Below are 23,149 nucleotides of genomic sequence, written 5' to 3' on the forward strand. Positions count from 1 at the left end.
TCAGATTGCGTGTGGACAGGACATCAACGGCCGCAGGGGCCGAAACTTTCGCAGGGACATGCCCAGCCGTTCAGCCCGGGCCACCGGCCTTCCCGTTTATGGGCGGTGCGGCGCCAGTGTAGGCACCTGTGCCACCTGAACCGGGGGGCTAGTACCAATAGGTTATCTGCGCCGGCGTGCCTGGCGCGTACAAAGGCGTCCATTGGTCGCACCCCTGTGCGTGCTGTACAGGACCTGCGATCAGTTTCCACGGTAACGGTTCCCGTGCAGTCCCGGGACCGTACGTGCCTGAAAACGCCCCTTCCGGAGTCCGCCATGCACATCCCGACCGCAGCAGCGGTGCCTGCAAAGCCGTTGCCGATCTATCGCCAGCTGTACTTCCAGGTGATCGTGGCGATCGTCCTGGGTGCCATCCTCGGCCACTACGAACCGCTGGTTGGCGAGAAGATGAAGCCGCTCGGCGATGCCTTCATCAACCTGGTGAAGATGATCATCGCGCCGGTGATCTTCCTCACCATCGTCACCGGCATCGCCAGCATGACCCACCTGCGCACGGTGGGCCGCGTGTTCGCCAAGGCGATGGCGTACTTCCTGTTCTTCTCCACGCTGGCGCTGATCGTCGGCATGATCGTGGCTCACGTGGTGCAGCCCGGCGCGGGCATGAACATCAACCCGGCCGAGCTGGACCAGACTGCAGTGCACAGCTACGTCGAGAAGTCGCACGACCTGACCCTGGTCGGGTTCCTGATGGACATTATTCCGAAGACGCTGCTCAGTGCCTTTGTCGATGGCAACATCCTGCAGGTGCTGTTCGTGGCCGTGCTGTTCGGCATCGCGCTGGCGATGGTGGGCGAGAAGGGCAAGCCGGTGCTGAATTTCCTGGAGGCGCTGGTCGCCCCGGTGTTCAAGCTGGTGCATATCCTGATGAAGGCCGCCCCGATCGGCGCCTTTGGTGCGATCGCCTTCACCATCGGCAAGTACGGCGTCGGTTCGCTGATCAACCTGGCCTGGCTGGTCGGCTCGTTCTACCTCACCGCCTTCCTGTTCGTGGCGGTGATCCTCGGTGTGGTCTGCCGCCTGTGCGGCTTCTCGGTGTTCAAGCTGGCGCGCTACCTGAAGGCCGAACTGCTGCTGGTGCTTGGCACGTCCTCGTCGGAGTCGGCGCTGCCGTCGCTGATGGAGAAGATGGAACGCGCCGGCTGCAGCAAGTCGGTGGTGGGCCTGGTGGTCCCGACCGGCTACTCGTTCAACCTGGACGGCACCAACATCTACATGACCCTGGCGGCGCTGTTCATCGCCCAGGCCACCAACACCGAACTGACCCTGGGCCACCAGATCGCGCTGCTGCTGGTCGCCATGCTCAGCTCCAAGGGCGCGGCCGGCGTCACCGGCGCCGGCTTCATCACCCTGGCCGCCACCCTGGCCGTGGTGCCGGAGGTGCCGGTGGCTGGCATGGCGCTGATCCTGGGCGTGGACCGCTTCATGAGCGAATGCCGCTCGCTGACCAATTTCATCGGCAATGCGGTGGCCACCGTGGTGGTCTCGCGCTGGGAAGGCGCGCTGGACCGCAACCGCCTGCAGCTGGCGCTGGATGGCCGCGAGAGCGAACTGCCGCCGCCGGTCGATGCGCTGCCCGAGGCGCTGCCGGCCAAGGGCTGATCCAGGTGTGTGGTACCGCGGGGCCGGTCACGTCAGTGGTACGGCCCCGCGGCGTTTCAGGGCGTCCCATGGCTGTCATGGGCAGCGCCGATGCTGGTCTGGGCTCCCGTCGCATACGGTACGGAATTGTGCGGTCGCAGCATGGTTGCGACAGGATAGCGACAGGTCCAGACGCTCCAACGGGGGTATGATCCCCTGTCCCTTCTGCCCATTCATGTAACCCACATCGATGTCCAACGAAGATTTCAAACAGGCCGCCCTCGATTACCACCGGATGTCCCCGCCGGGAAAGATCAAGGTTTCCGCTACCAAGCCCATGCTGACCCAGCGCGACCTGTCGCTGGCGTATTCGCCGGGCGTGGCGTATGCCTGTGAAGCGATCAAGGCCGACCCGCAGCAGGCCAGCGAGCTGACCGCCCGCGGCAACCTGGTGGCGGTGATCTCCAACGGCACCGCGGTGCTGGGCCTGGGCAACATCGGCGCGCTGGCCGGCAAGCCGGTGATGGAAGGCAAGGGCGTGCTGTTCCAGAAGTTCGCCGGCATCGATGTGTTCGACATCGAAGTGGATGAAACCGACCCGGACAAGCTGGTCGACATCATCGCCTCGCTGGAACCGACCTTCGGCGGCATCAACCTGGAAGACATCAAGGCGCCGGAGTGCTTCGTGGTCGAGCGCAAGCTGCGCGAGCGCATGAAGATCCCGGTGTTCCATGACGACCAGCACGGCACGGCGATCATCGTCGGCGCGGCCGTGCTCAACGCGATGGCGATCACCGGCAAGAAGATCGAGGAAGTGAAGCTGGCGACCACGGGCATGGGCGCGGCCGGCATTTCCTGCGTGAACATGCTGGTCCAGCTGGGCCTGAAGCCGGAGAACATCCTGGCCTTCGACCGCGAGGGCGTGATCCACACCGGTCGTACCGACCTGGACCCGGAAAAGCAGCGCTATGCGCGCGACACCGACAAGCGCACCCTGGCCGAGATCGTCGACGGCGCGGACATCTTCCTGGGCCTGTCGGCACCGGGCATCCTGACCGCCGACATGGTCAAGACCATGGCGCCGGACCCGGTGATCTTCGCGCTGGCCAACCCGACCCCGGAAATCATGCCGGAGGTGGCGCGCGCTGCGCGTCCGGACGCGATCATCGGCACCGGCCGTTCGGACTACCCGAACCAGGTCAACAACGTGCTGTGCTTCCCGTACCTGTTCCGTGGTGCGCTGGACGTGGGCGCCACCGCGATCAACGAGGAAATGAAGATCGCCTGCGTGCGCGCCATCGCCGCGCTGGCGCGCCGCGCGGCCACCGACATGGGCTCGGCCTACGGCGGCGAGACCCCGAGCTTCGGCCGTGAATACCTGATCCCGCGCCCGTTCGACCGCCGCCTGCTGGTGGAACTGTCGGCCGCCGTGGCCCAGGCCGCGATGGATTCGGGCGTGGCTTCGCGCCCGATCGAGGACATGGGCGCCTACCGCGACAAGCTGGCCCAGTTCGTCTACCGCACCAGCCTGATGATGAAGCCGGTGTACGACCGCGCGCGCAGCGACAAGCAGCGCGTGGTGTACGCCGAGGGCGAAGAGGAAGTGGTGCTGCAGGCGGTGCAGAACGTGGTCGATGACGGCCTGGCGCATCCGATCCTGATCGGCCGCCCGGAAGTGATCGAGTCGCGCATCGAGCGCCTCGGCCTGCGCCTGAAGATCGGCGAGAACGTTGAAGTCACCAACATCAACGACGACCCGCGCTTCAACGAATACTGGCAGTACTACCACGGCCTGACCGGGCGCCGTGGCGTGACCGTGGCCGCGGCGAAGAACCTGATGCGTTCGCGCCCGACCCTGATCGCAGCGGTGATGGTCGCCCGTGGCGAAGCCGATGCGATGCTGACCGGCATCGTCGGCCGCTTCCACAAGAAGCTGGGCTACGTGCGCAGCGTGCTGCCGCTGGAGCCGAAGGTCACCTCGACCTCGGCGATGACCGGCGTGATCAACCAGCAGGGCGTGTTCTTCTTCGTCGATACCCACGTGCAGGAAGATCCGACCGCCGAGCAGCTGTGCGAGGCGACCCTGCAGGCGGCCTATCGCATGAAGCTGTTCGGCATCGAGCCGAAGGTGGCGCTGCTGTCGCACTCCAACTTCGGCAGCCATGATTCGAAGGATGCGCTGAAGATGCGCCAGGTGCGCGAGCTGCTGCTCAAGCGCAACCCGCGCCTGAACGTGGATGGCGAAATGCAGGGCGACACCGCATGGGATGAAGCGCTGCGCCAGAAGCTGCTGCCGGGCTCGACCCTGCAGGGCCGCGCCAACCTGTTCGTGCTGCCGAACCTGGAAGCGGCCAACATCGCCTACAACCTGGTGCGCGTGTTCACCGACGGCGTGGCGATCGGCCCGATCCTGATGGGCGTGAACAAGCCGGTGCACATCCTGACCACCAGCGCGACCTCGCGCCGGATCCTGAACATGACCGCCATTGCGGCGGTCGATGCGCAGATCAGGAAGCAGCTGGAAGCGGAAAAGAAGGCATAAGCCTTCTTTCCAGCGACAGCTGCGGAAACGCGCCCCACGGGGCGCGTTTTTGTTTCCGCGCAGCGGAAACGGGTAGTGCCGGCCGCTGGCCGGCAACCCCAATCGTGTTCAGATACACGACGGCAGCCGGCCAGCGGCCGGTCCTACTCCGGTCTGTGCCACACGCGCTACGCCGCCCGGTCATTTCCCTGCAACGCCGCTGCGGCCCAATACGCCCACGCGGCCCGGCCGTGGGAAGGGACCGGACCGGCCTTCCCACCCTGGGCCCGACCAACTTCCCATCGGCGAGGGTGTCATGCGCAATCGAGTGGCGCGGCGGTACTTCCAGCAGCTGTTCGCGCTGTACGCCGGTTTCGTGCAGTCGCGCTGAGGCGCCGGCGACAGCGGGGGCGTCAGCGCCGCTTGCCGCGGCGTGCAGGGGCCGGCGGCGGAGCGTCGGAACGCGGCTTGGCGTACTGCGCCCACAGCGCCGGCAGTGCCTTGCCGGTGTGCTTCTGCCACAGCGCCGGTGCATAGCGGCCGTCGCGCAGGGCCTTGTCCAGTGCCAGCACCAGGCCCGGATGTTCGGCGTCGGCCCATTTCAGGAACGCACCGGTGACACGGTAGCCGCTGTCGAAGTTCTGCCCCTTCTCGACCTTGCCCGGCAGTGCCCAGCCCGCAGCGGCATTGTCCATGCCGTAGCGGTCGCGTGCGTAGTCGGCGATGCCCTCCACCAGCCAACCCGGCACCCGTGCGTCGCCATAGCCCGGATAGCCCTGCACGATGTGCATGGCCTCATGGGTGACCAGGTCGATGTCGTTGGGGTGCTGCGCCAGCCAACCCGGGTTGATGGTGATCGTTGCGGCCTGGTCCTTGTCACCGACGAAGGCGATCCCGGTGTAGTCCGGGTCGATCACGATGCGCACCATCGACGGCGCGGCCGGGTGGAAGTCCGCACGTTCGCGCAGGTAGGCGAAGTAGAACGTATCGATGATCCGCTTGCGCTGCGGCGCGGCCAGGGCGCCACGGGCGTCCTGGTAGTTCAGCGTCACGCCGTCGCGGGTCAGCTGCGCATCAAAGGCCTGGGTCTGGCCGAAGCTGGAGAAGGAAAGGGCAACAAGGGCCAGAGGCAGCAGACGGTAGCGCATGGGGCTCATTGTACGGCGCTGGGCGCCAACAGTTCGATCTCCGCCAGCGGCAGCCGGCCCGGTGCGGCCAGGCGCAGCCGATACTCGCTGTAACGACCGGGTTTGGCGATGCGGAACGGTCGGGTCTGGCGGGCAGACTCGAACGCTTCGCCGCTGCGCTGGTCGATCACCATCCAGCGGCCGTTGCCACTGCGCGCTTCCAGCGTCCATTCGCCGCCCTGGATGCGACCGTCACCGCTGGTGAGCGTATACATGGTCGGCGCGCCGTCGCCCAGGCCGGTCAGTGCGATGGTTGCGCCGCCGCCCAGGCCGACGGTGGTGGCCGCATCGTCATCGACCAGCGCCGGCAGGGCGCGGCCATCGGCCAGCGTCGCCTTGGCGCCACTGCCGAGCAGGTCGTGCAGCAGCTGCGGGCGCTGGCCCCGCGCGGTCAGCGAGCGCGGCACGTCATCCACGCCGCTGCCCCAGCGCGACGGCTGCGGCCCCATCACGAAGTCCAGCGTCGCGCCCTTGGCGATCAGCTCGTGCGGCACCCAGGTCTTCGTCCACGGCTTGCCATTGATCTTCAGCGACTGCACGTAGACGTTCTCGCGTGAGTTGTTGGCCGCGTTCACGGTCAGCACCGCGCCGCCCTGCAGTTCCACCCTCGCATGTTCGAATGCCGGTGAACCGATCACGTACTCCGGGGCGCCCATGCGCAGCGGGTACAGGCCCAGCGAGGCCAGCACGTACCACGCGGAGGTCTCGCCGTTGTCCTCGTCGCCCGGATAGCCCTGGCCGATCTCGCTGCCGACGTACAGCCGCGACAGGATCTCGCGCACGTGCTGCTGGGTCTTCCACGGCTGCCCGGCGTACAGGTACATCCATGGGATGTGGTGCGCCGGCTGGTTGCTGTGCGCGTACATGCCCATGCGCACATCGCGCGCTTCGGTCATCTCGTGGATGGTGCCGCCGTAGGATCCGGCAAACGCGGGGTCGGCGGTTTCCGGCGTGGAGAAGAAGGTATCCAGCTTCGCTGCCAGCTTGTCACGGCCACCATAGAGCGCGGCGAGTCCTTCGCCATCGTGGACGGCGGTGAAGGCGAAGGTCCAGCCATTGGATTCGGTGTAGTCGTGGCCCCACACGCGCGGGTCGTAGGCCCTGGCGTCCACGCGCCACTGGCCATCGGCCTTGCGGCCCTGGAAGAAGCCGGCGGCCGGATCGAACATCGTCGCGTAGCTGGCGGCGCGATGGCGGAAGTAGTCGGCCTCGGTGCTGTAGCGCTCGCGTGCGGCCGGCGTGGTCGCGCGCTTGGCCAGGGCCTCGGCCATGTTGGCGATGCCGAAGTCATTCAATGCGCCTTCCATCGTCCACGACATGCCTTCGTGCACGTCCGCGCTGGCGTAGCCACGGAAGGTCGAACGGTCCATGCCCTTGCGGCCGACATGGCGGTCGGGGGGGACCACGGTCGCGTTCTTCAGCGCGGCGGCGTAGGCCTCGGCCGGATCGAAGCCGCCGATGCCCTTCAGCCACGCATCGGCGAAGGCCACGTCCGAACTGGTGCCGACCATCAGGTCGGCGTAGCCCGGCGACGACCAGCGTGCGATCCAGCCACCGGCTCGGTACTGCTCGATGAAGCCCTGCACCATCTGCCCGGCATCGTCCGGCGTGAACAGTGCATAGGCCGGCCAGGTGGTGCGGAAGGTGTCCCAGAAGCCGTTGTTGACGAACACCTTGCCATCGCGCACGCCGGTGAAGCTGCGGTTCGCGCTGCCCTCGGTGTTGTCGTCGCTGGCGCTGGCCTGGTTGGCGTAGCGCCAGTCAGGCGCGGCCGCGCTGCCGGCATTCTCGTGGCCGGAGTTGGGGTACAGGTACAGCCGGTACAGGCTGGAGTACAGCGTGGTCTTCTGGTCGTCACTGGCATCGCCGATGTCGAAGCGGGCCAGGCGCGCGTCCCATGCATCCTGCGCACGGCCGGCCACGCTTTCCAGCGTGTCGGCGGCGGAGATTTCCAGCGCCAGGTTGTGACGCGCCTGTTCCAGCGAGATCAGCGAGGTGGCGATGCGCATCGTCACCTGCCGGTCGCTGCCGGCATCGAACTTGATGTAACCGGTCGGGCGGCCGGTCTCGAGGCGGCCGCTGCTGCGCCACGGCTTGTCGAAGCTGGCCACCACGTACATGCGGCTGGCGCCGTTGGACAGGCCGCTGCGCGTATCGGTATAGCCGCTGAGGGTCTGCGTGGCCGTGTCCAAGGTCAGGCCGCCACGCGCATCGACATTGTCGAACAGCAGGTTGGCGTCACCGCCCTCGGGGAACTCGAAGCGGAACAGCGCGGCATGGTCGGTCGGTGCGATGGCAGCAGCGATGCCATTGTCGAAGCGCACGTCGTAGCGGTAGGGGCGCGCGCTTTCATGACGGCGGTCGAACGACAGCGCGCGCTTGCGGCGGTCGGCGTCCGGCACGCCACGGCTGGCCGAGGGCATCACCTGGAAGGTCTGGCGGTCGCCCATCCACGGGCTGGGCTGGTGGCTGAGTGCCAGCGCCTGCAGCTGCGGGCGGTTCTGCGCATCGTTCTGTTCGTTCCAGCGGTACAGCCAGTTCAGTGCGCCGGCGTCGGTCACCGGGGTCCAGAAGTTGAACCCGTGCGGCACCGCCGTGGCCGGGAAATTGTTGCCGCGCGAGAAGGTGCCGTTGGCCTGGGTGCCGCGGGTGGTCAGCACCCAGTCGGAGACGCGCTGCGGCCGCTGCCGCGGTTGGGCATCCAGGCGCACGTCATCAATCCAGCCAGAGACCGGCGCGCCCTCGGCACTGGCCACCTCCAGCTCGATCGCCACCACGCGGCGGCCCTTCAGCGTGGGCACGTCGCCCAGCCGCACCGCCTTGCGGGCCCACTGCTGCGGGTACAGCGTCTTCGATTCGCCCTGCGCGCGCGCGCCGATCGCCACGCCATGCTGGTCGCGTGCCGCACCGGCCGAAACGCGGCTGCCATCGTCCAGCAGCAGGTCCAGCGATACATAGGTCGAGGCGACGGTGTCCTTGCCGACGATTTCCGGCAGCACCAGCCACGACAGCGTGGTATCGGCCTCGATGGGCAGGTCGGCTTTGAACAGTTCGCGCCGCGCGCTGCCGCCTTCGCTGCTGTAGCGCAGCGCATGCAGGCCGCTGTAGCCGGCGTTGCGCTTGGCGGCGTAGGGCGCGGCCGGTCCATTGCCGATCGTGACCTGAAGCGCACCGGTGGCCTGCGCCGGGGCAGGTTCGCCCGGTTCGAACGAGGTCTGCAGCCCCTGCGCCAGCACCGGCATCGCAGGGGTCGCACAGGCCAGGGCCAGGGCGAGCGGAAGCAGGGCGCGGCGCGGATCGGACAGGGTCATGCAAGGGTCTCCCGGAAGGGCTGGCGGCGGGCGAACCCGCATCGGCGGATACCACGGACAGCATCGCTCCGCCCGCCAGGCTGGCAGTGGAAGAGGCGATGCCGGTCCGGTGGGGGCGGGCCATGCGATCGGGTTGGATTGGGTGGGTCGGGGTGCGACCTTGCCCGATCCTGCAACAGCCGCCGCGCGCTGGCAAGTGCCATTTAGTTCGATCCAAATGCGGGAAATATCGCTGGAGCCGATTCTGGCGAGCCCACCTGCCGGAACAGCCGCAGAATTCCCGTGGCGGCCATCGCGCCGCGTGCCGCGCGCAGCTACGCGACCTTCGCAGGAGCGCGTAGAGGCCCGTTGCGGCGCAATGTCGTTGCGGCCCAGATGCTAGAATCACGGGCCTCGCAACCCGTTCACCGAATCCGCCATGAGCCATACCGCCACCGCGCCCGCCAACGCCGAGAAGCGCTACACCGTGCACCGCAGCGATCTGCCGTTGAGCTGCCCGACCCCGGAAATGGCGCTGTGGAACTCGCATCCGCGCGTGTACCTGCCGATCGAAGACGAGCCCAACGGCGAAGCGCAGTGCCCGTACTGCGGTTCCGTGTTCGTGCTGGCCGACTAAACGGCGGCCCCTTCGATGCGCCGATTGACCGTGGTGCAGTTGCTGCCGGCGCTGCACTCCGGTGGTGTCGAGCGCTCGACCCTGGAAATCGCTGCGGCCCTGGTTGCCGCCGGCCATCGCGCGCTGGTGGTGTCTGCCGGTGGCCGCCTGGTGCAGCCGCTGCTGGACAGCGGTGCCGAGCACCTCACCCTGGACATCGGCCGGAAGTCGGTGCTGACCCTGCGCCATCTGCCGACCCTGCGTCGGCTGTTTGCCGAAGTGGGCGCGGACATCGTGCATGCCCGTTCGCGGCTGCCGGCCTGGTTGGGCCTGTACGCGATCCGCGCCATGCCCGCCGCACAGCGCCCGCATTGGGTGACCACCGTGCACGGGTTGAACTCGCCCAGCCGCTACAGCGCGGTGATGACCAGTGGCGAACGCGTGATCTGCGTCTCCAACACCGTGCGCGCCTACGTGCAGCGCCACTACCCGACGGTGCCGGAAGGCAACCTGCAGGTCATACCGCGGGGTGTGGATGTCGGCCAGTTCCCGCGCGTGGCGCGCGCCGACCGCCGCCCGCGGCTGGCCCTGGCGGCCGACTACCCGTGGCTGGCCCAGGTCGAAGGCCCGCTGCTGCTGCTGCCGGGGCGCGGCACCCGGCTGAAGGGGCACGCCCACGCGCTGCAGCTGCTGGCCGACGTGCGTGCCGCCGGCGTGCCTGCCCAGCTGTGGATGCTGGGCACCGACGAACCCGGGCGCGAGGCCTACGTGGCTGACCTGCGCCGCCAGGCCGCGGTACTGGGCGTGGCCGAGGCCGTACAGATCAGCACACCTACCGTCCGCATCGCCCAGGCCTACGCCGCCAGCGATCTGGTGCTGCAGCTGTCGGACAAGCCGGAAGCCTTTGGCCGCACCGTGGTCGAGGCGCTGTCGGTCGGCCGCCCGGTGCTGGGCTGGGACCATGGCGGCGTCGGCGAACTGCTGCAGCAGCTGCAGCCCAGCGGTGCGGTGCCGCTCGGCGACGCGCGCGCGCTGGGTGAACGTGCGCTGGCCCTGCTGGCGCAGCCGCCGTCCCTGCCGACCCGCATCCCGTTTACCCTGCAGGCCATGCAGCGCGATACCCTCCGCCTCTATGCCGATCTCGCCGGCTGACCCCGCGGCCATCGTGCGCGACGACCGTGCCGGGCGCTGGGCGCCCTGGTGGGTGCTGGCGTACGTGGCGATGTGGCCGCTGCCGGGCATTGCCGAAACCGTGCTGGGCCTTGGCGCGCTCTATGCTGCCGCGCGCATGGTGATGCGCCGGCTGCAGCGCCGCCCGCACCTGTTGAGCACGGCGGCGTGGGCGCTGACCTCGATCCTGTTCCTCGGCTACTGGCTGCCGCAGGCGTTTTCGGCCATCGATGCGATCGACCCTTCGGCCTCGTGGACCAAGGCGGCCGCCGGACTGCGCTACCTGCCCTTCATGTGGCTGGTGGCGATCGCGGTGGCCACGCCGGAACGGCGGCGCCTGACCTTCGGTGGCCTGGCGCTGATCACCGGCGCGTGGACGCTGGATGCGCTGGTGCAGGCGCTGGCTGGCACCAGCCCGTGGTTCTGGTCGCTGGAACACCTGAAGCTGGCCGTGAGTGGCCACGCGTTGTGCCCGGCCGACGAAGCCGCACTGGCCGACCGCCTCAGTGGCGCGCTTGGGCCCTGCAATCTGAAATTCGGCCAGGTGCTGGCCAGCCTGTCACCGTTCCTGCTGCTGCCGATGGCACGGCGTTTCGGCAATGCAGGGTGGTTGCTGGCCGCTGCCGCACTGGGATGCGTGCTGCTGCTGGCAGGCTCGCGCGCCTCGTGGATCACCTTTGTGCTGGTGCTGGCCTACAGCGGCGTGCGCCAGTTCGGCTGGAAGCGGCTGCTGCTGCTGGCCCTGGTGGCAGCGCTGGGCACGGCCGCACTGACAGCGGGCGTGCCGCAGCTGCGCGAGCGTGTTGCGCGCACGGCACAGGCATGGAACGAAGACGGGCAGGGCGTTGACGAGGCGCTTTCGGGCCGCGCGCGCATCTGGACCGCGGCGGTGTGCATGATCGAGGGGCATCCGGTCAACGGTGTCGGTGCGCGCGGCTTCCGCGATGCGTATCCGGCCTGCGTGTCAGATGAGGGCCCCGCCGTGTGGGGCAACCAACCGGCGTTGCACGCCCACCAGATCGTGCTGGAAATCCTTGCCGAGACCGGCGTTCTGGGCCTGCTGCTGTGGTTGGCGGCGGTGGCGCAGGCCTGGCGGGCCTGGCGCTATGCTCCGGCGGCTGCGCGTGATCGGGCCCGACCGGCGATGCTGGCGCTGGCGGTCACGGTGTTCCCGCTCAATACGCACCTGGCGTTCTATTCCGCGTTCTGGGGCGGCCTGACCGTGCTGCTGGCGGCCCTGTTCGCCGGCAGTCTGCTGGCCCGCGAATCGGACGAATCTCCGCCGATGCAGTAGTTGCCAACCTTGGTGGGCTCCCCGGGACCGGCCTCGGTTCATCCGGCGCCAACCAAGGTTGGCGACTACCGCGAGGACGCCGGCCCTTCCACCGCATCCGGCTATTTGTAGAAATCGCTCCGGCCGCCCGGCTGGCGCTTGAAGCGGCGGTGGATCCACAGGTACTGGTCGGGAGCCTCTCGCACCATCGCTTCGATGGCCTGGTTGACCCGGGTGGTATCGGCTTCCACATCCTCGCTGGGGAAGTTCTCCAGCGGCGCGCCGATCTTCAGGAAGTACTTTCCGCCTTCGCGACGGTGGAAGTACGGAATCACCGCACAGCCGGTCATGCGTGCCAACTGATGGGTGGCGGTGATGGTCGAAGCGGTGTGGCCGAAGAACGGCACGAACACGGTGTCCTTGCCCCGCATGTCCTGGTCTGGCGCGTACCAGAGGAAGCCGCCCTTCTTCAGGTGGCGCACGGTCGCGCGGATGTCCTCGTTGGCGAACATCGCCTTGGCATAGCGCAGGCGGCCGAACTTCACCGCCCACTCGTACACCGGGTTCTTGTGCTTGCGGTACATGCCTGAAAGATCGACGTAGTCGCACAGCAGGCGGCCGCACATTTCCAGGGTCATGAAGTGGCCGGAGACCAGCAGGACGCCGCGGCCTTCGGCCTGCATCTGCCGCAGGTGTTCCAGGCCTTCGATCCGTACCTGCGGGCGGATGCTGTCGATGCTGCCCCACCAGGCGCGGATGCACTCGAACACGCCGACGCCCAGCGCATCGAAACTGTCGCGCACCAGGCGCTGCCGCCACGCTTCGTCCTTCTCGGGGAAGCACAGCTGCAGGTTGACCTCGGCGGCGCGGCGGCGGCTGCCGAGCAGGCGCCAGGTGATCCAGCCGACGCCCCGGCCCAGCGCGCGCTGCAGCATCCACGGCAGGCGGGCGATGGCGAAGGCGCCGAGCATGGCGGCGAACATCGGCCAGTTGCGCGGATCGCGCAGCGACGGGCGGACGGCGGTGGAGGCATCTGACATGGGGCCATTCTACCAAGGCGGCCGCGTGTCTTTCCCGGGGGGCTCCCGTATCCTTGCCGCATGCGTAAAGACCCTGTCGAATGGATCCTGCGCGGCCTGTACTCGGTCGTGCTCTACATCCTGCTGCCGATCACCGTGTACCACCTGGTCTGGCGCGGCTTCCGGGTCCGTGAGTACTTCCGGCGCTGGGACGAACGCTACGCCTCCTATCCGCAGCCGACCGGCCAGCCGCGGGTGTGGCTGCACGCGGTCTCGGTGGGCGAGGTCAATGCCGCCGCGCCGCTGGTCAATGCCCTTCGCCAGCAGCGCCCGGACATCCGCTGGGTCATCACCACCATCACTCCGACCGGCTCCGAGCGCGTGCGTGCGCTCTGGGGCGACGCGCTGGACCATGTCTACCTGCCGTACGACGTGCCGGGCAGCGTCAACCGCTTCCTCGGCCATTTCCAGCCCAGCCTGGCGCTGATCCTGGAAACCGAGTTGTGGCCGAACATGCTGTTCGGCTGCCGTGACCGTGGTGTTCCGGTCTACATCCTCAATGCCCGGTTGTCGGCGCGTTCGCTGCGCGGCTACCGGCTGCTGGCCGCATTGATCCGCCGCGCCCTGCGCACCGTCACCTGCGTGGCCGCGCAGTCGCAGGACGATGCCGAGCGCTTCGTGCAGCTGGGGGCGGAGCCCGGCCAGGTGCAGGCACTGGGCAACCTGAAGTTCGACATCACCACGCCGGACGTGCAGGGCTTCGTCGAACAGTTCCATGCACGGGTGCCGGGCGCGCGCCCGGTATGGATCGCCGCCAGTACCCATGATGGCGAAGAACAGGCGGTGATCGACCTGCACCGGCGCCTGCGCCAGCAGCATCCGGATCTGCTGCTGCTGTGGGCACCGCGCCATCCCGAACGTTTCGCGAAGGTGGAAGCGCTGGCGCGCGAACAGGGCTGGAGCGTGGCGACCCGCCGCGTGGACCAGTGGCCGCACGCCGCCACAGACGTGTTCGTCATCGATACCCTCGGCGAGCTGATGCCGTTCTACGCCTGCGCCCAGGTCGCCTTCGTCGGCGGCAGCCTGCAGGCCATCGGTGGCCACAACCTGCTGGAGCCCGCTGCGATGGGAACCGCGGCGGTGACCGGCCCGCACCTGCACAACTTCGCGGAAATCTCCCGGCGCATGCGCGAGGCCGGTGCGCTGCTGATCGGCGAAGATGCGCAGGCGGTGGGCGACCTGCTGCAGCATCTGCTTGAAGATGCGCAGGCCCGCGAAGACATGGCGCGTGCGGGTTGCACGTTGGTCAGCAATGGCCGTGGCGCGCTGCAGCGCACGCTTGCGCTGGTCGCACCGCATCTGCCACCACCGCGCGAGTGATCCCGGCGTTGCTGCGTCGGCGGCGCTGCGCAGCGTTGTCGTGATCAACTTCATCAATTCTGCTTAGCGACGATTTTTCTGTCGTTGCTGGACCGACCCTGCCGATGGCAGCGTGCCTGCCATCACATCGTGGCGCACGCAGCACCGATTCCGATTCCGCAGGACGACGCAGGCTGCCAGCCTGCTGTCGACCGCGCTTGGGCGGATATCAAGGGAACTTGCGATGGACGGCGACAGGGGCAGGGACGGCACCGGTGGGGCGCGCTTGGGGATGGACCACCTGGCTGTGGTGGCACTGACGCTGCTGGTGGGCGGCAGTGTGATCGCGCTGGTGGGCCAGCACACGGCGGCACAGGCGGGCCCCGCCATCGTGCTGAGCCTGTTGCTGGCCGCACTGGGGGCTGGCCTGGTGCTGTGCTGCCTGCAGGATCTGGTGCTGCGACTGCCGGTGGCCAATGGCCTGTACGGGCTGCTGGCCGCCAGCTGGGGGCCACGGGTGGCCGTCGTTCTGGGCGCGATCCTGTTGCTTGAGCTGATGGCGACCACGGCGGGCGCGGCACAGTCCATGGCCCGCCATGTACATGCCGTGCTGGCTACCGGAGGCCTCCATGCCAACGACTGGCTGCCCGTGCAGGTAGCGGCGGCCGTGGGTCTGCTGATGTTGACCGCGCTCGCGTTGCTGCCGCCGCGGGGTGTGGCCCTGGCGGCTTGTGCGCTGCTGACGGTGAAGATCGGTGTGGGGGTGCTGCTGCTGGCGCTGGCGGCGCGTCACGTGCACTACGGGCATTGGGTTCCCTGGCTGCCTCCGGCGACGGCGCCATATCGCTTCGGGCTGGGGGGGGTGCTGGCGGCTGCGGTGCCGCTGCTGGGCATATTTGCCAGCGTGGGCCTGGCACTGGGCTTTCCTGCGCTGCGCCGCCAGGGCGCGATGTGGCAGCCGGCGGTGCTGGCGCTGGTCTCGTTGCTGGCGATGCTGCTGCTGATCGTGCTGGCAGCATTGCAGGCCGGGCTGGTCGAGTTCTCCGCGCTCGCCAGTACCCGGCCACTGGCCGTGGCGCTGCAGGTGCATCCCCAGCTGCAGTGGATGCTGCCATTGTTGCCCCTGGCCGGTGCAGCGGGCCTGGCCGCCCTGCAGTTGGTACTGCTGATGCTGGCCGTCCGGTTGGCCACATCGTTGTGGCTCCGCGCAGCTGACGCGGCGGGACGATCCCGCACGCGCCTGAGCGCAATGGTGGTTGGGCTGCCGGCGGTGATGCTGGTGCTGTGGCTGCCGCAGGGCACCTTGCCGGCGCTGCCGGGTCCAGCGACGCTGGTGGTGATGGCGGCGCTGTGCCTGGCGGTGCTGCGGCGTCGGGATGACACCCGGCAAGGCGCAGCCGGCTGCGGGCTGATGATGTCGATGCTGGCCCCCTTGGCAGCCGCGCTGTGCGTGCTTGCGGCGTTGGAACGCCTGCGCGCATGGCCGGGCTGACGGTTCGTGGGGCCACGCCGGGGACGAGCGCGTGGATGCACCACCTGCAAAAAAGCCACCCTCGCGGGTGGCTTTTTCGTTGCAGGGGCGACGACTCAGTGCGTGGTCGTGGCCGGGTTGCCCGCGTCCTGGGTCAGCAGTCGATTGACGTCCTGCAGTTCGGCCACGTCCAGCGCACCCAGCGACTGGCTCAGCAGCAGGCGGTTCTGCAGGAAGGTGTAGCGGGCCTGGGCATAGTCCAGCTGCGCCGAGAACAGGATGCGCTGGTTCTGGATCACATCCAGCACGGTACGGGTACCGACTTCCAGGCCGACCTGCGAAGCGTCGTACGCGCTCTGCGCCGAGACCACCGCCAGGCGGCGCGCTTCCACCTCGCTGATGCCCTGCACCAGGGTCTGGTAGGCATTGCGGGTATTGCGATCCAGGGCACGCTTCTGCTGCTCGTAGCCGTCCTGGGCGATGTCACGCTGCGCCAGCGCCTGGCGCACGCCGGACTGGGTGGCACCACCGGAGAAGATCGGCACGCTCAAGGTCAGGCCGATGCTGTTGGTGCGCGCATCCGGCGACAGCGATCCGGCACCGGTGCTGTCGCCCCAGGTGGCGCTCTTGCCCCAGCTGCCGCCCAGCGACAGGGTCGGGTAATGACCACCACGGGCAGCCTGCACGCCGGCTTCGGCGGCACTGACCTTCAGCTCCTGCGCCTTCAGCGCCGGATTCTGGGTGGTGGCCTGCTGCACCAGCTCGTCAATGTTGCCGCGGTTGGCCGGCACTTCCGGGCGGAAGTCCGTCGGCAGGCCACGCAGGTTGGTCACCGGCTGGCCGGTCAGTTCGGTCAGGGCCTGGTAGTTATCGGCCAGGGTGTTCTGCGCAATGATGGTGTTGGCGCGCGCCTGGTCGTACTGGGCGCGTGCTTCGTGCACGTCGGTGATCGGCGCCAGGCCCACTTCCAGGCGCTTGTCGGCGAAGTCGAACTGCTTCTTCGCGGCCGCTTCATTGGTCTGTGCGGCGTTCAGCGATTCGATCGCCACCAGCACGTTGAAGTAGGCCGCCGAGGTGCGCACGATCAGGTTGTCGTTGGCCGATTCGAGGGTGAAGTCCGCCGCCTTGCTCAGCTCACGCTGCGAGCGCAGGTTGTTGATCTGGGTCCAGTTGAACAGCGTCTGGCTGCCGTCGATCGTGTAGGTGCGGCGCTTGTTGGTGAACGAGCCGGAGTTGGCGTCGGCGTTCGGCTCGCTGCGCGTGCGGTTCAGCGCGGCCTGGCCGTTGATCTGCGGCAGCAGGGCGGCACGCGCCTGCACGGCGCCTTCCTTGTCGTACAGCCGGGTCGATTCGGCGGCCGACAGCTGCGGATCGCCGTTGCGGGCCATTTCGTAGACCTGCAGCAGGTCGGCGGCATGGGCGGACAACGGCAGCAGGGCAGTGGCCAGCGCAACAGCGAGGGATCGGCGGATCATTGCGGCTTCCTTGGACTCAGAGGTGGAACTGGGGGGCCGGGGCGGCACCACGCAGGTAATCGATATCGGTCTCGAACAGGGACTCGGAGCTGCCGTCGGCCTTGACCAGCAGGGCCTCCATCGCCGGCGAGCGGCCGTGGATCACGAACAGGCGGCCACCCGGACGCAGCCACGAGGCGAACTGTGACGGCACCACGTCGACCGCACCAGTGACACAGATCACGTCAAAGCGGCGTTCGGTCTGCCAGGACAGGGCATCGGCCACTTCCACGCGGACGTTGCTGCCCAGGCCGGAGGCGTCCAGGCGGGCACGCGCAGCGGCGGCCAGCTCCGGGTCGATTTCCAGGCTCAGCACATCGCGCGCCAGCGCGCCGATGCAGGCCGACAGGAAGCCGCTGCCCGTGCCGATTTCCAGTACTTCGTCACCCGGCTGCAGGTCCAGTGCCTGCAGGGTACGGCCCTCGATGACCGGCTTCATCATCTTCTGGCCGTGGCCGATCGGCAGTTCGACATCGGCGTAGGCCAGTGCCCGGTGTGCGTCGGCGACAAAGGCCTCGCGCGGCAGGCGGGCCAGGACGTCGAGCACCTTGATGTCCAGCACGTCCCAGGGACGGATCTGCTGTTCCACCATCAGTTCGCGGGCGTGGGCGTAATCAATCGTCATGAGGTTCAAATCCAGCGCAGTGGGCCGGCCATTTTACCGGTGCCGGAGGCCGGCGGCGCGCCCAGAGCATCAGCTGCCGGGGGCCGGGGTCGCAGTGCCGGAAGTCATCGCGACCTCCGGTTCGTTCAGTTTTGGTTATTCAGCCGGTCCGGCCCCTCGCGGCGCGTAGGCGCGCAGGAAGAAGTCGATGCTGGCGGTCACGTGGGCAAGAGGGTCGCATTCCACGGGTGACAGTGGCATGCCGCACATCATATGCATGTGCACTTCGCCCTTGACCAGGGTCAGGAACTGCTCGCCGGCCAGAGCACAGTCGGGGATATCCAGTTCGCCGCGCTCGGCGCGGGCGCGCAGGAAATCGGCCAGCGCCTCGCAGGTACGCTCGGGGCCGGCTTTCCAGAACAGCGCGCGCAGGCGTTCGTCGGTCTCCGGCGCCATCATCATGCGCTGGATCGAGATCGCCGCGTCGGAGGTGATCAGTTCAAAGAAGGCCAGACCGATGCCGATCAGCTGGTCGCGCAGCGGGCCGTCCGCGTCGGCTACGAACAACGCGTCGGGCAGCATTTCAATGCACTTTGACTGCACCGCCTCGGAGAACAGCGTTTCCTTGTCGCCGAAGTGGCTGTACACAGTCAGCTTCGAGACGCCGGCCTGAGCGGCGATGGTGTCCATGCTCACGCCGGTATACCCCTGTTCGATGAACAGTGCCTTGGCTGCTTCAAGGATCGCCGCGCGCTTGCCGAGGTCCTTGGGGCGCCCGGGTCCGGCGGCCTTGGCAGCGGGCTTGGCCGACGGCTTGCGGGAAGTGGGAGAACTCATCGCGACAATACTAGACCAAGCGGTTCGATATTTATACTATACCGACCGGTTTATTAAATTGGGCCGGCAGTCGCGGCTCCCTCCTTAAGTTGCAACCCTGCGTTTTCAGGACGTTGACCGATGAAGATCGTGCGCTGGATGGGCGGTATGGTGTGGATGGCTGCGCTGGCAGCCTGTTCGGGGCAGGAACAGGCGCCGGCGGCGGCCGTGCCGGTACTGGTGGTTCACCCCGGCGAGCAGGCCGGGCAGGCGCCGGCGGCGTTCCCGGGTACGGTGCGTGCGCGACAGGAAAGTCCGCTGTCGTTCCGCGTTGGCGGCAACCTGGTCAAGCGCCACGTCGATGCCGGGCAACGGGTGAAGAAGGGCGACGTGCTGGCCGAGCTGGACGTGGCCGACTTCGCGCTGCAGGCCCGTGCCTCGCAGGCACAGCTGGCGGCAGCCGAAGCCGATCTGGTGCGCGCCCGCGATGACCTCAAGCGTTACCAGGTGCTGGCCGACCAGCAGCTGGTCAGCCGCTCGCAGCTGGACCAGCAGTCCGCCGCGTTCAAGGCCGCGCAGGGCCAGGCCAATGCCGCTCGCGCCAACCTTGATGTGCTGCGCAACCAGGCCGGCTACGCACAGCTGCGTGCGCCGGCCGACGGTGTGATCGCCAGCCGCGAGGCCGAGGCCGGGCAGGTGGTGTCCGCCGGGCAGACCATTTTCAACCTGGCCGCCGACGGTGGCCGCGAAGTGCTGATCGACCTGCCCGAGGCCACCATCCGCGACTATGCGGTGGGCCAGCCGGTCGAGGTGGAGTTGTGGAACCGCCCCGGCCAGCGCCTGCCGGGCACGATCCGGGAGATCGCCGCCGCTGCCGATCCGCAGGCACGCACCTATGCGACCCGGGTGAGCCTGCCCGCCGATACGCTGGCCGACGTCGAACTGGGCCAGAGTGCCCGCGTCTACAGCAGCGCCGGCCGCCACGGCACCCTGCAGCTGCCGCTCGGCGCGCTGCAGCGCGGTGCCAATGGTGCCGCCAGCGTGTGGGTGGTCGATCCGGCCAACAGCACGCTGAAGGCCGCAACGGTTACCACCGGTGCGTTTGGCAGCGAGACGGTACCGGTACTGTCGGGCGTGAGCGGGGGTGACTGGGTGGTTGCTGCGGGTGGCCACCTGCTGCGGGCCGGTCAGCCGGTGATCGCCGTGGACCGGCAGAACCGTCCCGTGCTGAAGCCGGCTACGCCGGCCGCTGCCGCCAAGGCCAGGGAGTAAGCCGGTGCGCCGCTTCAATCTTTCCGAGTGGGCGTTGTCCAACCGCCCGCTGGTGCTGTTTGCGATGCTGGCCTTCGCGCTGATCGGCGCATGGTCGTACAAGCACCTGGGCCAGTCCGAGGACCCGCCGTTCACCTTCAAGGCGATGGTGGTGCGCACATTGTGGCCGGGGGCGACCGCCGAGCAGGTCTCGCGGCAGGTGACCGAGCCGCTCGAGAAGGCGCTGATGAATACCGGCGAGTACGAGTTCATCCGCTCGTACTCGCGCCCGGGCGAATCGCAGATCATCTTCATGGCGCGCGACAGCCTGCGTTCCAAGCAGATCCCGGACCTGTGGTACCAGGTGCGCAAGCGCGTGGGAGACATCCGCCCGACGCTGCCGCGCGAGATCGTCGGCCCGTTCTTCAACGATGAGTTCGGCGACACCTACGGGAACATCTATGCGTTGACCGGCAAGGGCTTCGACTACGCAGTGATGCGCGACTACGCCGACCGCATCCAGCTGGAACTGCAGCGCGTACCCGATGTCGGCAAGATCGACCTGGTCGGCCTGCAGGACGAGAAGGTGTGGATCGAACTGTCCAACACCCGGCTGGCAACGCTGGGTGTGTCGATGCAGCAGGTGCAGCAGGCGCTGGCCGACCAGAATGCGGTGACCGGCACCAGCTTCTTCGAGACCGCCACCGATCGCGTGCAGCTGCGGGTGACCGGCCAGTTCAACGACATCGAAGCGATCCGCCAGTTCCCGATCCGCGCCGGCGACCGCACCGTGCACCTGGGCGACATCGCCGAGGTCAAGCGCGGCTTCGCCGATCCGGCGTCGCCGAAGATGCGCTTCATGGGCGAAGAGGCGATCGGCTTGGCGGTGGCGATGAAGGATGGCGGTGACATCCTCAAGCTCGGCGCCAACCTCGATGCCGAGTTCGAGCGCCTGCAGAAGACCCTGCCGGCCGGCATGCAGCTGCGCAAGGTGTCCGACCAGCCGCAATCGGTGGAAGAGTCGGTCGGCGAGTTCGTGCAGGTGCTGACCGAGGCGGTGGTGATCGTGCTGCTGGTCAGCTTCTTCTCGCTGGGCCTGCGCACCGGCCTGGTGGTGGGCGTGACCATTCCGCTGGTGCTGGCGATGACCTTCTTCGTCATGCACTACTTCGACATCGGCCTGCACAAGATCTCGCTGGGTGCACTGGTGCTGGCGCTGGGCCTGCTGGTGGACGATGCGATCATCGCGGTGGAGATGATGGCCACCAAGATGGAGCAGGGCTACGACCGCCTGCGCGCCGCCAGTTTCGCCTGGGAGTCGACCGCGTTCCCGATGCTGACCGGCACCCTGATCACCGCGGCCGGCTTCCTGCCCATTGCCACTGCGGCATCGAGTACCGGTGAATACACCCGCTCGCTGTTCCAGGTGGTGACCATCGCGCTGGTGGTGTCGTGGATCGCAGCGGTGCTGTTCATCCCTTACCTGGGCGACAAGATGCTGCCGGACCTGTTCAATCCGCAGCCGCCGAAGCCGGGCAGCCTGTCCGCGCGCTGGCACGCCAAGCGCCAGCAGTGGGCCGACCGCTATCCGGCGCTGGCCAATCTGATCGCGCCGCCGCAGCACGGGCACGACCACGATCCGTACCAGCGCCCGTTCTATCGTAGCTTCCGTCGCTTCCTCGATACCTGCCTGCGGCATCGCTGGTGGGTGATCGCGGCGACCATCGGCCTGTTCGTGTTCTCGCTGATGATGTTCCGCTTCGTGCCGCAGCAGTTCTTCCCGGACTCGACCCGGCCGGAACTGATGGTGGACATCGAGCTGGCCGAGGGCGCCTCGCTGCGCTCGACCCAGGCCCAGGCCGAGAAGCTGGAGAAGCTGCTGTCCAGCCGCGAGGGCATTGCCAACTACGTGTCCTATGTGGGCACCGGTTCGCCGCGCTTCTACCTGCCGCTGGACCAGCAGCTGCCGGCGACCAACTTCGCCCAGTTCGTGGTGCTGGCCAAGGACATCACGTCGCGTGAAAGCACCCGCGACTGGCTGCTGCACGAGGTGATCCCGAAGTTCCCGGACGTGCAGATGCGCGTGACCCGCCTGGAGAACGGCCCGCCGGTCGGCTATCCGGTGCAGATGCGCATCTCCGGCGAGCACATCGAGAAGGTGCAGGCGATCGCGCGCCAGGTCGAGGCCAAGGTGCGGGAGAACCCGCACGTGATGAACGTCAACCTGGACTGGAGCGAGCCGAGCAAGGTGGTGCGCCTGGTGGTCGACCAGGAGCGCGCCCGCGCGCTGGGCGTGAGCAGCGCCCAGGTCAGCCAGTTCCTGTCCAGTTCGTTGGCCGGGCAATCGGTAAGCGTGTATCGCGAGGGCAATCGCCAGATCGAGATGCTGCTGCGCGGGCCGGCCGATGAGCGCAACCAGCTGGAGCTGCTGTCCAGCCTGTCGATGCCCACCGCCAACGGTGGCAGCATCACACTGTCGCAGGTGGCGACGATGGAGTACGGCTTCGAGGACGGCATCATCTGGCACCGCAACCGGTTGCCGACGGTGACCGTGCGCGCCGACATCAGTGATGGCATGCAGGCGCTGGACGTGGTGCATCAGATCCTGCCCACACTGGACGGCATCCGTGCCGAGCTGCCCAGTGGTTACCTGCTGGAAACCGGCGGTACCGTGGAGGATTCGGCGCGTGGCCAGAACTCAATCAAGGCCGGCATGCCGCTGTTCCTGGTGGTGGTGGCCACGCTGCTGATGCTGCAGCTGCGCAGCTTCTCGCGTGCAGCGATGGTGCTGGTGACCGCGCCGCTGGGCATCATCGGCGCGACGCTGTTCCTGCTGCTGTTCCGGGCGCCGTTCGGCTTCGTCGCGCTGCTGGGCACGATCGCACTGGCCGGCATGATCATGCGCAACTCGGTGATCCTGATCGACCAGATCCAGCAGGACATCGATGCCGGGCATGACCGCTGGCATTCGATCATCGATGCCACGGTGCGCCGCTTCCGCCCGATCGTGCTGACCGCACTGGCAGCCGTGCTGGCGATGATTCCGCTGTCGCGCAGCGCATTCTATGGCTCGATGGCGATCTCGATCATGGGTGGCCTGATCGTCGGTACGGTGCTGACCCTGGTGTTCCTGCCGGCGTTGTACGCGGCGTGGTTCCGGGTGAAGCCCGATGAATCCGGGGCGTGATGCCCCGGCGTCCACGGCCACCGCCTCAGGCAGGTGCCAACCTCGGTTGGCACGCATGCATCCACGCATGGCGCGGAGTGATCTGCTCGCGGGACCTGCTTGCTGTAGAGCCGAGATCCTATGTTCGTGGTCAAGCCTGCTGGAAGCAGGTTTGACCCACTTTCAGCATGGCCGGGTCAAAGTCCCGGCCGCTCTTGAAGACGCCCCAAGCGATCCTGGCCAGCTTTCTGGCG

15 protein-coding genes are annotated in these 23,149 nt (G+C 67.8%); 9 read left to right on the top strand and 6 right to left on the bottom strand.

What is annotated here, in order from left to right; translation table 11 throughout:
• Positions 1–315: 315 nt before the first annotated feature.
• Both KXV01_RS06930 and KXV01_RS06935 read left to right on the top strand, forming a co-directional pair.
• A complete protein-coding gene (locus tag KXV01_RS06930; protein ID WP_099495286.1) occupies positions 316–1,659 on the top strand; it encodes a dicarboxylate/amino acid:cation symporter in 1,344 nt (447 codons plus the stop codon).
• 229 nt (positions 1,660–1,888) lie between these two features.
• Positions 1,889–4,180 carry an NADP-dependent malic enzyme gene (locus KXV01_RS06935; RefSeq protein WP_005419150.1) on the top strand — a complete coding sequence of 764 codons (2,292 nt, stop codon included), beginning with the start codon at positions 1,889–1,891 and terminating at the stop codon, positions 4,178–4,180.
• A gap of 392 nt (positions 4,181–4,572) precedes the next feature.
• Here the strand turns inward: KXV01_RS06935 and KXV01_RS06940 are convergent, their stop codons facing one another.
• Complete coding sequence (locus KXV01_RS06940; protein WP_099495284.1) at positions 4,573–5,316, bottom strand: basic secretory protein-like protein; 744 nt, start codon at positions 5,314–5,316, stop codon at positions 4,573–4,575.
• Positions 5,313–8,657 (bottom strand): GH92 family glycosyl hydrolase, encoded by a 3,345-nt coding sequence (locus KXV01_RS06945; protein WP_099485838.1) that lies wholly within the window; start codon positions 8,655–8,657, stop codon positions 5,313–5,315. Before KXV01_RS06945 ends, KXV01_RS06940 begins: the two co-directional genes overlap by 4 nt.
• Positions 8,658–9,075: 418 nt before the next feature.
• On the opposite strand from KXV01_RS06945, the gene KXV01_RS06950 reads away from it, so the two are divergent.
• Genes KXV01_RS06950 through KXV01_RS06960 form a run of 3 tightly spaced genes read left to right on the top strand, consistent with a single transcriptional unit; the run spans position 9,076 to position 11,716 of the window.
• Positions 9,076–9,273 (top strand): zinc-finger domain-containing protein, encoded by a 198-nt coding sequence (locus KXV01_RS06950; protein WP_005410967.1) that lies wholly within the window; start codon positions 9,076–9,078, stop codon positions 9,271–9,273.
• A gap of 15 nt (positions 9,274–9,288) precedes the next feature.
• Positions 9,289–10,404 (top strand): glycosyltransferase, encoded by a 1,116-nt coding sequence (locus KXV01_RS06955; protein WP_100478739.1) that lies wholly within the window; start codon positions 9,289–9,291, stop codon positions 10,402–10,404.
• Entirely contained in the window at positions 10,385–11,716 is a 1,332-nt protein-coding gene (locus KXV01_RS06960) for an O-antigen ligase family protein (protein ID WP_049440945.1), read from the top strand. Before KXV01_RS06955 ends, KXV01_RS06960 begins: the two co-directional genes overlap by 20 nt.
• 101 nt (positions 11,717–11,817) lie before the next feature.
• Here KXV01_RS06960 and KXV01_RS06965 read toward each other — a convergent pair whose 3' ends face one another.
• Positions 11,818–12,735, bottom strand: a complete 918-nt coding sequence (locus KXV01_RS06965) for an LpxL/LpxP family Kdo(2)-lipid IV(A) lauroyl/palmitoleoyl acyltransferase (RefSeq protein WP_099485843.1) — start codon at positions 12,733–12,735, stop codon at positions 11,818–11,820.
• 60 nt (positions 12,736–12,795) lie between these two features.
• On the opposite strand from KXV01_RS06965, the gene waaA reads away from it, so the two are divergent.
• Together waaA and KXV01_RS06975 are read left to right on the top strand one after the other, a co-directional pair.
• Entirely contained in the window at positions 12,796–14,094 is a 1,299-nt protein-coding gene (gene waaA / locus KXV01_RS06970) for a lipid IV(A) 3-deoxy-D-manno-octulosonic acid transferase (protein ID WP_049416687.1), read from the top strand.
• A gap of 223 nt (positions 14,095–14,317) precedes the next feature.
• The gene (locus KXV01_RS06975; RefSeq protein ID WP_099495282.1) at positions 14,318–15,565 is read left to right on the top strand and encodes an amino acid transporter; all 1,248 of its coding nucleotides are present in this window, start codon (positions 14,318–14,320) and stop codon (positions 15,563–15,565) included.
• A gap of 95 nt (positions 15,566–15,660) precedes the next feature.
• Here the strand turns inward: KXV01_RS06975 and KXV01_RS06980 are convergent, their stop codons facing one another.
• From KXV01_RS06980 to KXV01_RS06990, 3 genes are all read right to left on the bottom strand, one after another.
• Positions 15,661–17,019, bottom strand: a complete 1,359-nt coding sequence (locus KXV01_RS06980) for a TolC family outer membrane protein (RefSeq protein WP_049416692.1) — start codon at positions 17,017–17,019, stop codon at positions 15,661–15,663.
• A 16-nt stretch (positions 17,020–17,035) separates the two neighbouring features.
• Positions 17,036–17,683 (bottom strand): protein-L-isoaspartate O-methyltransferase, encoded by a 648-nt coding sequence (locus KXV01_RS06985; RefSeq protein ID WP_049416694.1) that lies wholly within the window; start codon positions 17,681–17,683, stop codon positions 17,036–17,038.
• Positions 17,684–17,818: 135 nt separating this feature from the next.
• Positions 17,819–18,499: a TetR/AcrR family transcriptional regulator gene (locus tag KXV01_RS06990; protein ID WP_049416696.1), complete on the bottom strand. Its 681-nt coding sequence runs from the start codon at positions 18,497–18,499 to the stop codon at positions 17,819–17,821.
• 120 nt (positions 18,500–18,619) lie between these two features.
• Here KXV01_RS06990 and KXV01_RS06995 point away from each other — a divergent pair, with 120 nt between their 5' ends.
• The gene (locus KXV01_RS06995; RefSeq protein WP_099495281.1) at positions 18,620–19,750 is read left to right on the top strand and encodes an efflux RND transporter periplasmic adaptor subunit; all 1,131 of its coding nucleotides are present in this window, start codon (positions 18,620–18,622) and stop codon (positions 19,748–19,750) included.
• Positions 19,751–19,754: 4 nt separating this feature from the next.
• A complete protein-coding gene (locus KXV01_RS07000; protein WP_049440949.1) occupies positions 19,755–22,916 on the top strand; it encodes an efflux RND transporter permease subunit in 3,162 nt (1,053 codons plus the stop codon).
• Positions 22,917–23,149 lie beyond the last annotated feature (233 nt).

Source organism: Stenotrophomonas sp. Ps181, assembly GCF_025697425.1.
In the GTDB taxonomy this organism is placed as follows: domain Bacteria; phylum Pseudomonadota; class Gammaproteobacteria; order Xanthomonadales; family Xanthomonadaceae; genus Stenotrophomonas; species Stenotrophomonas sepilia.

Bases quoted from the DNA above. Each gene is read 5' to 3' on its own strand.
- KXV01_RS06930 (WP_099495286.1), top strand. From the start codon at position 316: ATGCACATCCCGACCGCAGCAGCGGTGCCTGCAAAGCCGTTGCCGATC.
- KXV01_RS06985 (WP_049416694.1), bottom strand. From the start codon at position 17,683: ATGACGATTGATTACGCCCACGCCCGCGAACTGATGGTGGAACAGCAG.
- KXV01_RS06940 (WP_099495284.1), bottom strand. From the start codon at position 5,316: ATGAGCCCCATGCGCTACCGTCTGCTGCCTCTGGCCCTTGTTGCCCTT.
- KXV01_RS06995 (WP_099495281.1), top strand. From the start codon at position 18,620: ATGAAGATCGTGCGCTGGATGGGCGGTATGGTGTGGATGGCTGCGCTG.
- KXV01_RS06950 (WP_005410967.1), top strand. From the start codon at position 9,076: ATGAGCCATACCGCCACCGCGCCCGCCAACGCCGAGAAGCGCTACACC.
- KXV01_RS06965 (WP_099485843.1), bottom strand. From the start codon at position 12,735: ATGTCAGATGCCTCCACCGCCGTCCGCCCGTCGCTGCGCGATCCGCGC.
- waaA (WP_049416687.1), top strand. From the start codon at position 12,796: ATGCGTAAAGACCCTGTCGAATGGATCCTGCGCGGCCTGTACTCGGTC.
- KXV01_RS06955 (WP_100478739.1), top strand. From the start codon at position 9,289: ATGCGCCGATTGACCGTGGTGCAGTTGCTGCCGGCGCTGCACTCCGGT.
- KXV01_RS06990 (WP_049416696.1), bottom strand. From the start codon at position 18,499: ATGAGTTCTCCCACTTCCCGCAAGCCGTCGGCCAAGCCCGCTGCCAAG.
- KXV01_RS06935 (WP_005419150.1), top strand. From the start codon at position 1,889: ATGTCCAACGAAGATTTCAAACAGGCCGCCCTCGATTACCACCGGATG.
- KXV01_RS06975 (WP_099495282.1), top strand. From the start codon at position 14,318: ATGGACGGCGACAGGGGCAGGGACGGCACCGGTGGGGCGCGCTTGGGG.
- KXV01_RS06980 (WP_049416692.1), bottom strand. From the start codon at position 17,019: ATGATCCGCCGATCCCTCGCTGTTGCGCTGGCCACTGCCCTGCTGCCG.
- KXV01_RS06945 (WP_099485838.1), bottom strand. From the start codon at position 8,657: ATGACCCTGTCCGATCCGCGCCGCGCCCTGCTTCCGCTCGCCCTGGCC.
- KXV01_RS06960 (WP_049440945.1), top strand. From the start codon at position 10,385: ATGCCGATCTCGCCGGCTGACCCCGCGGCCATCGTGCGCGACGACCGT.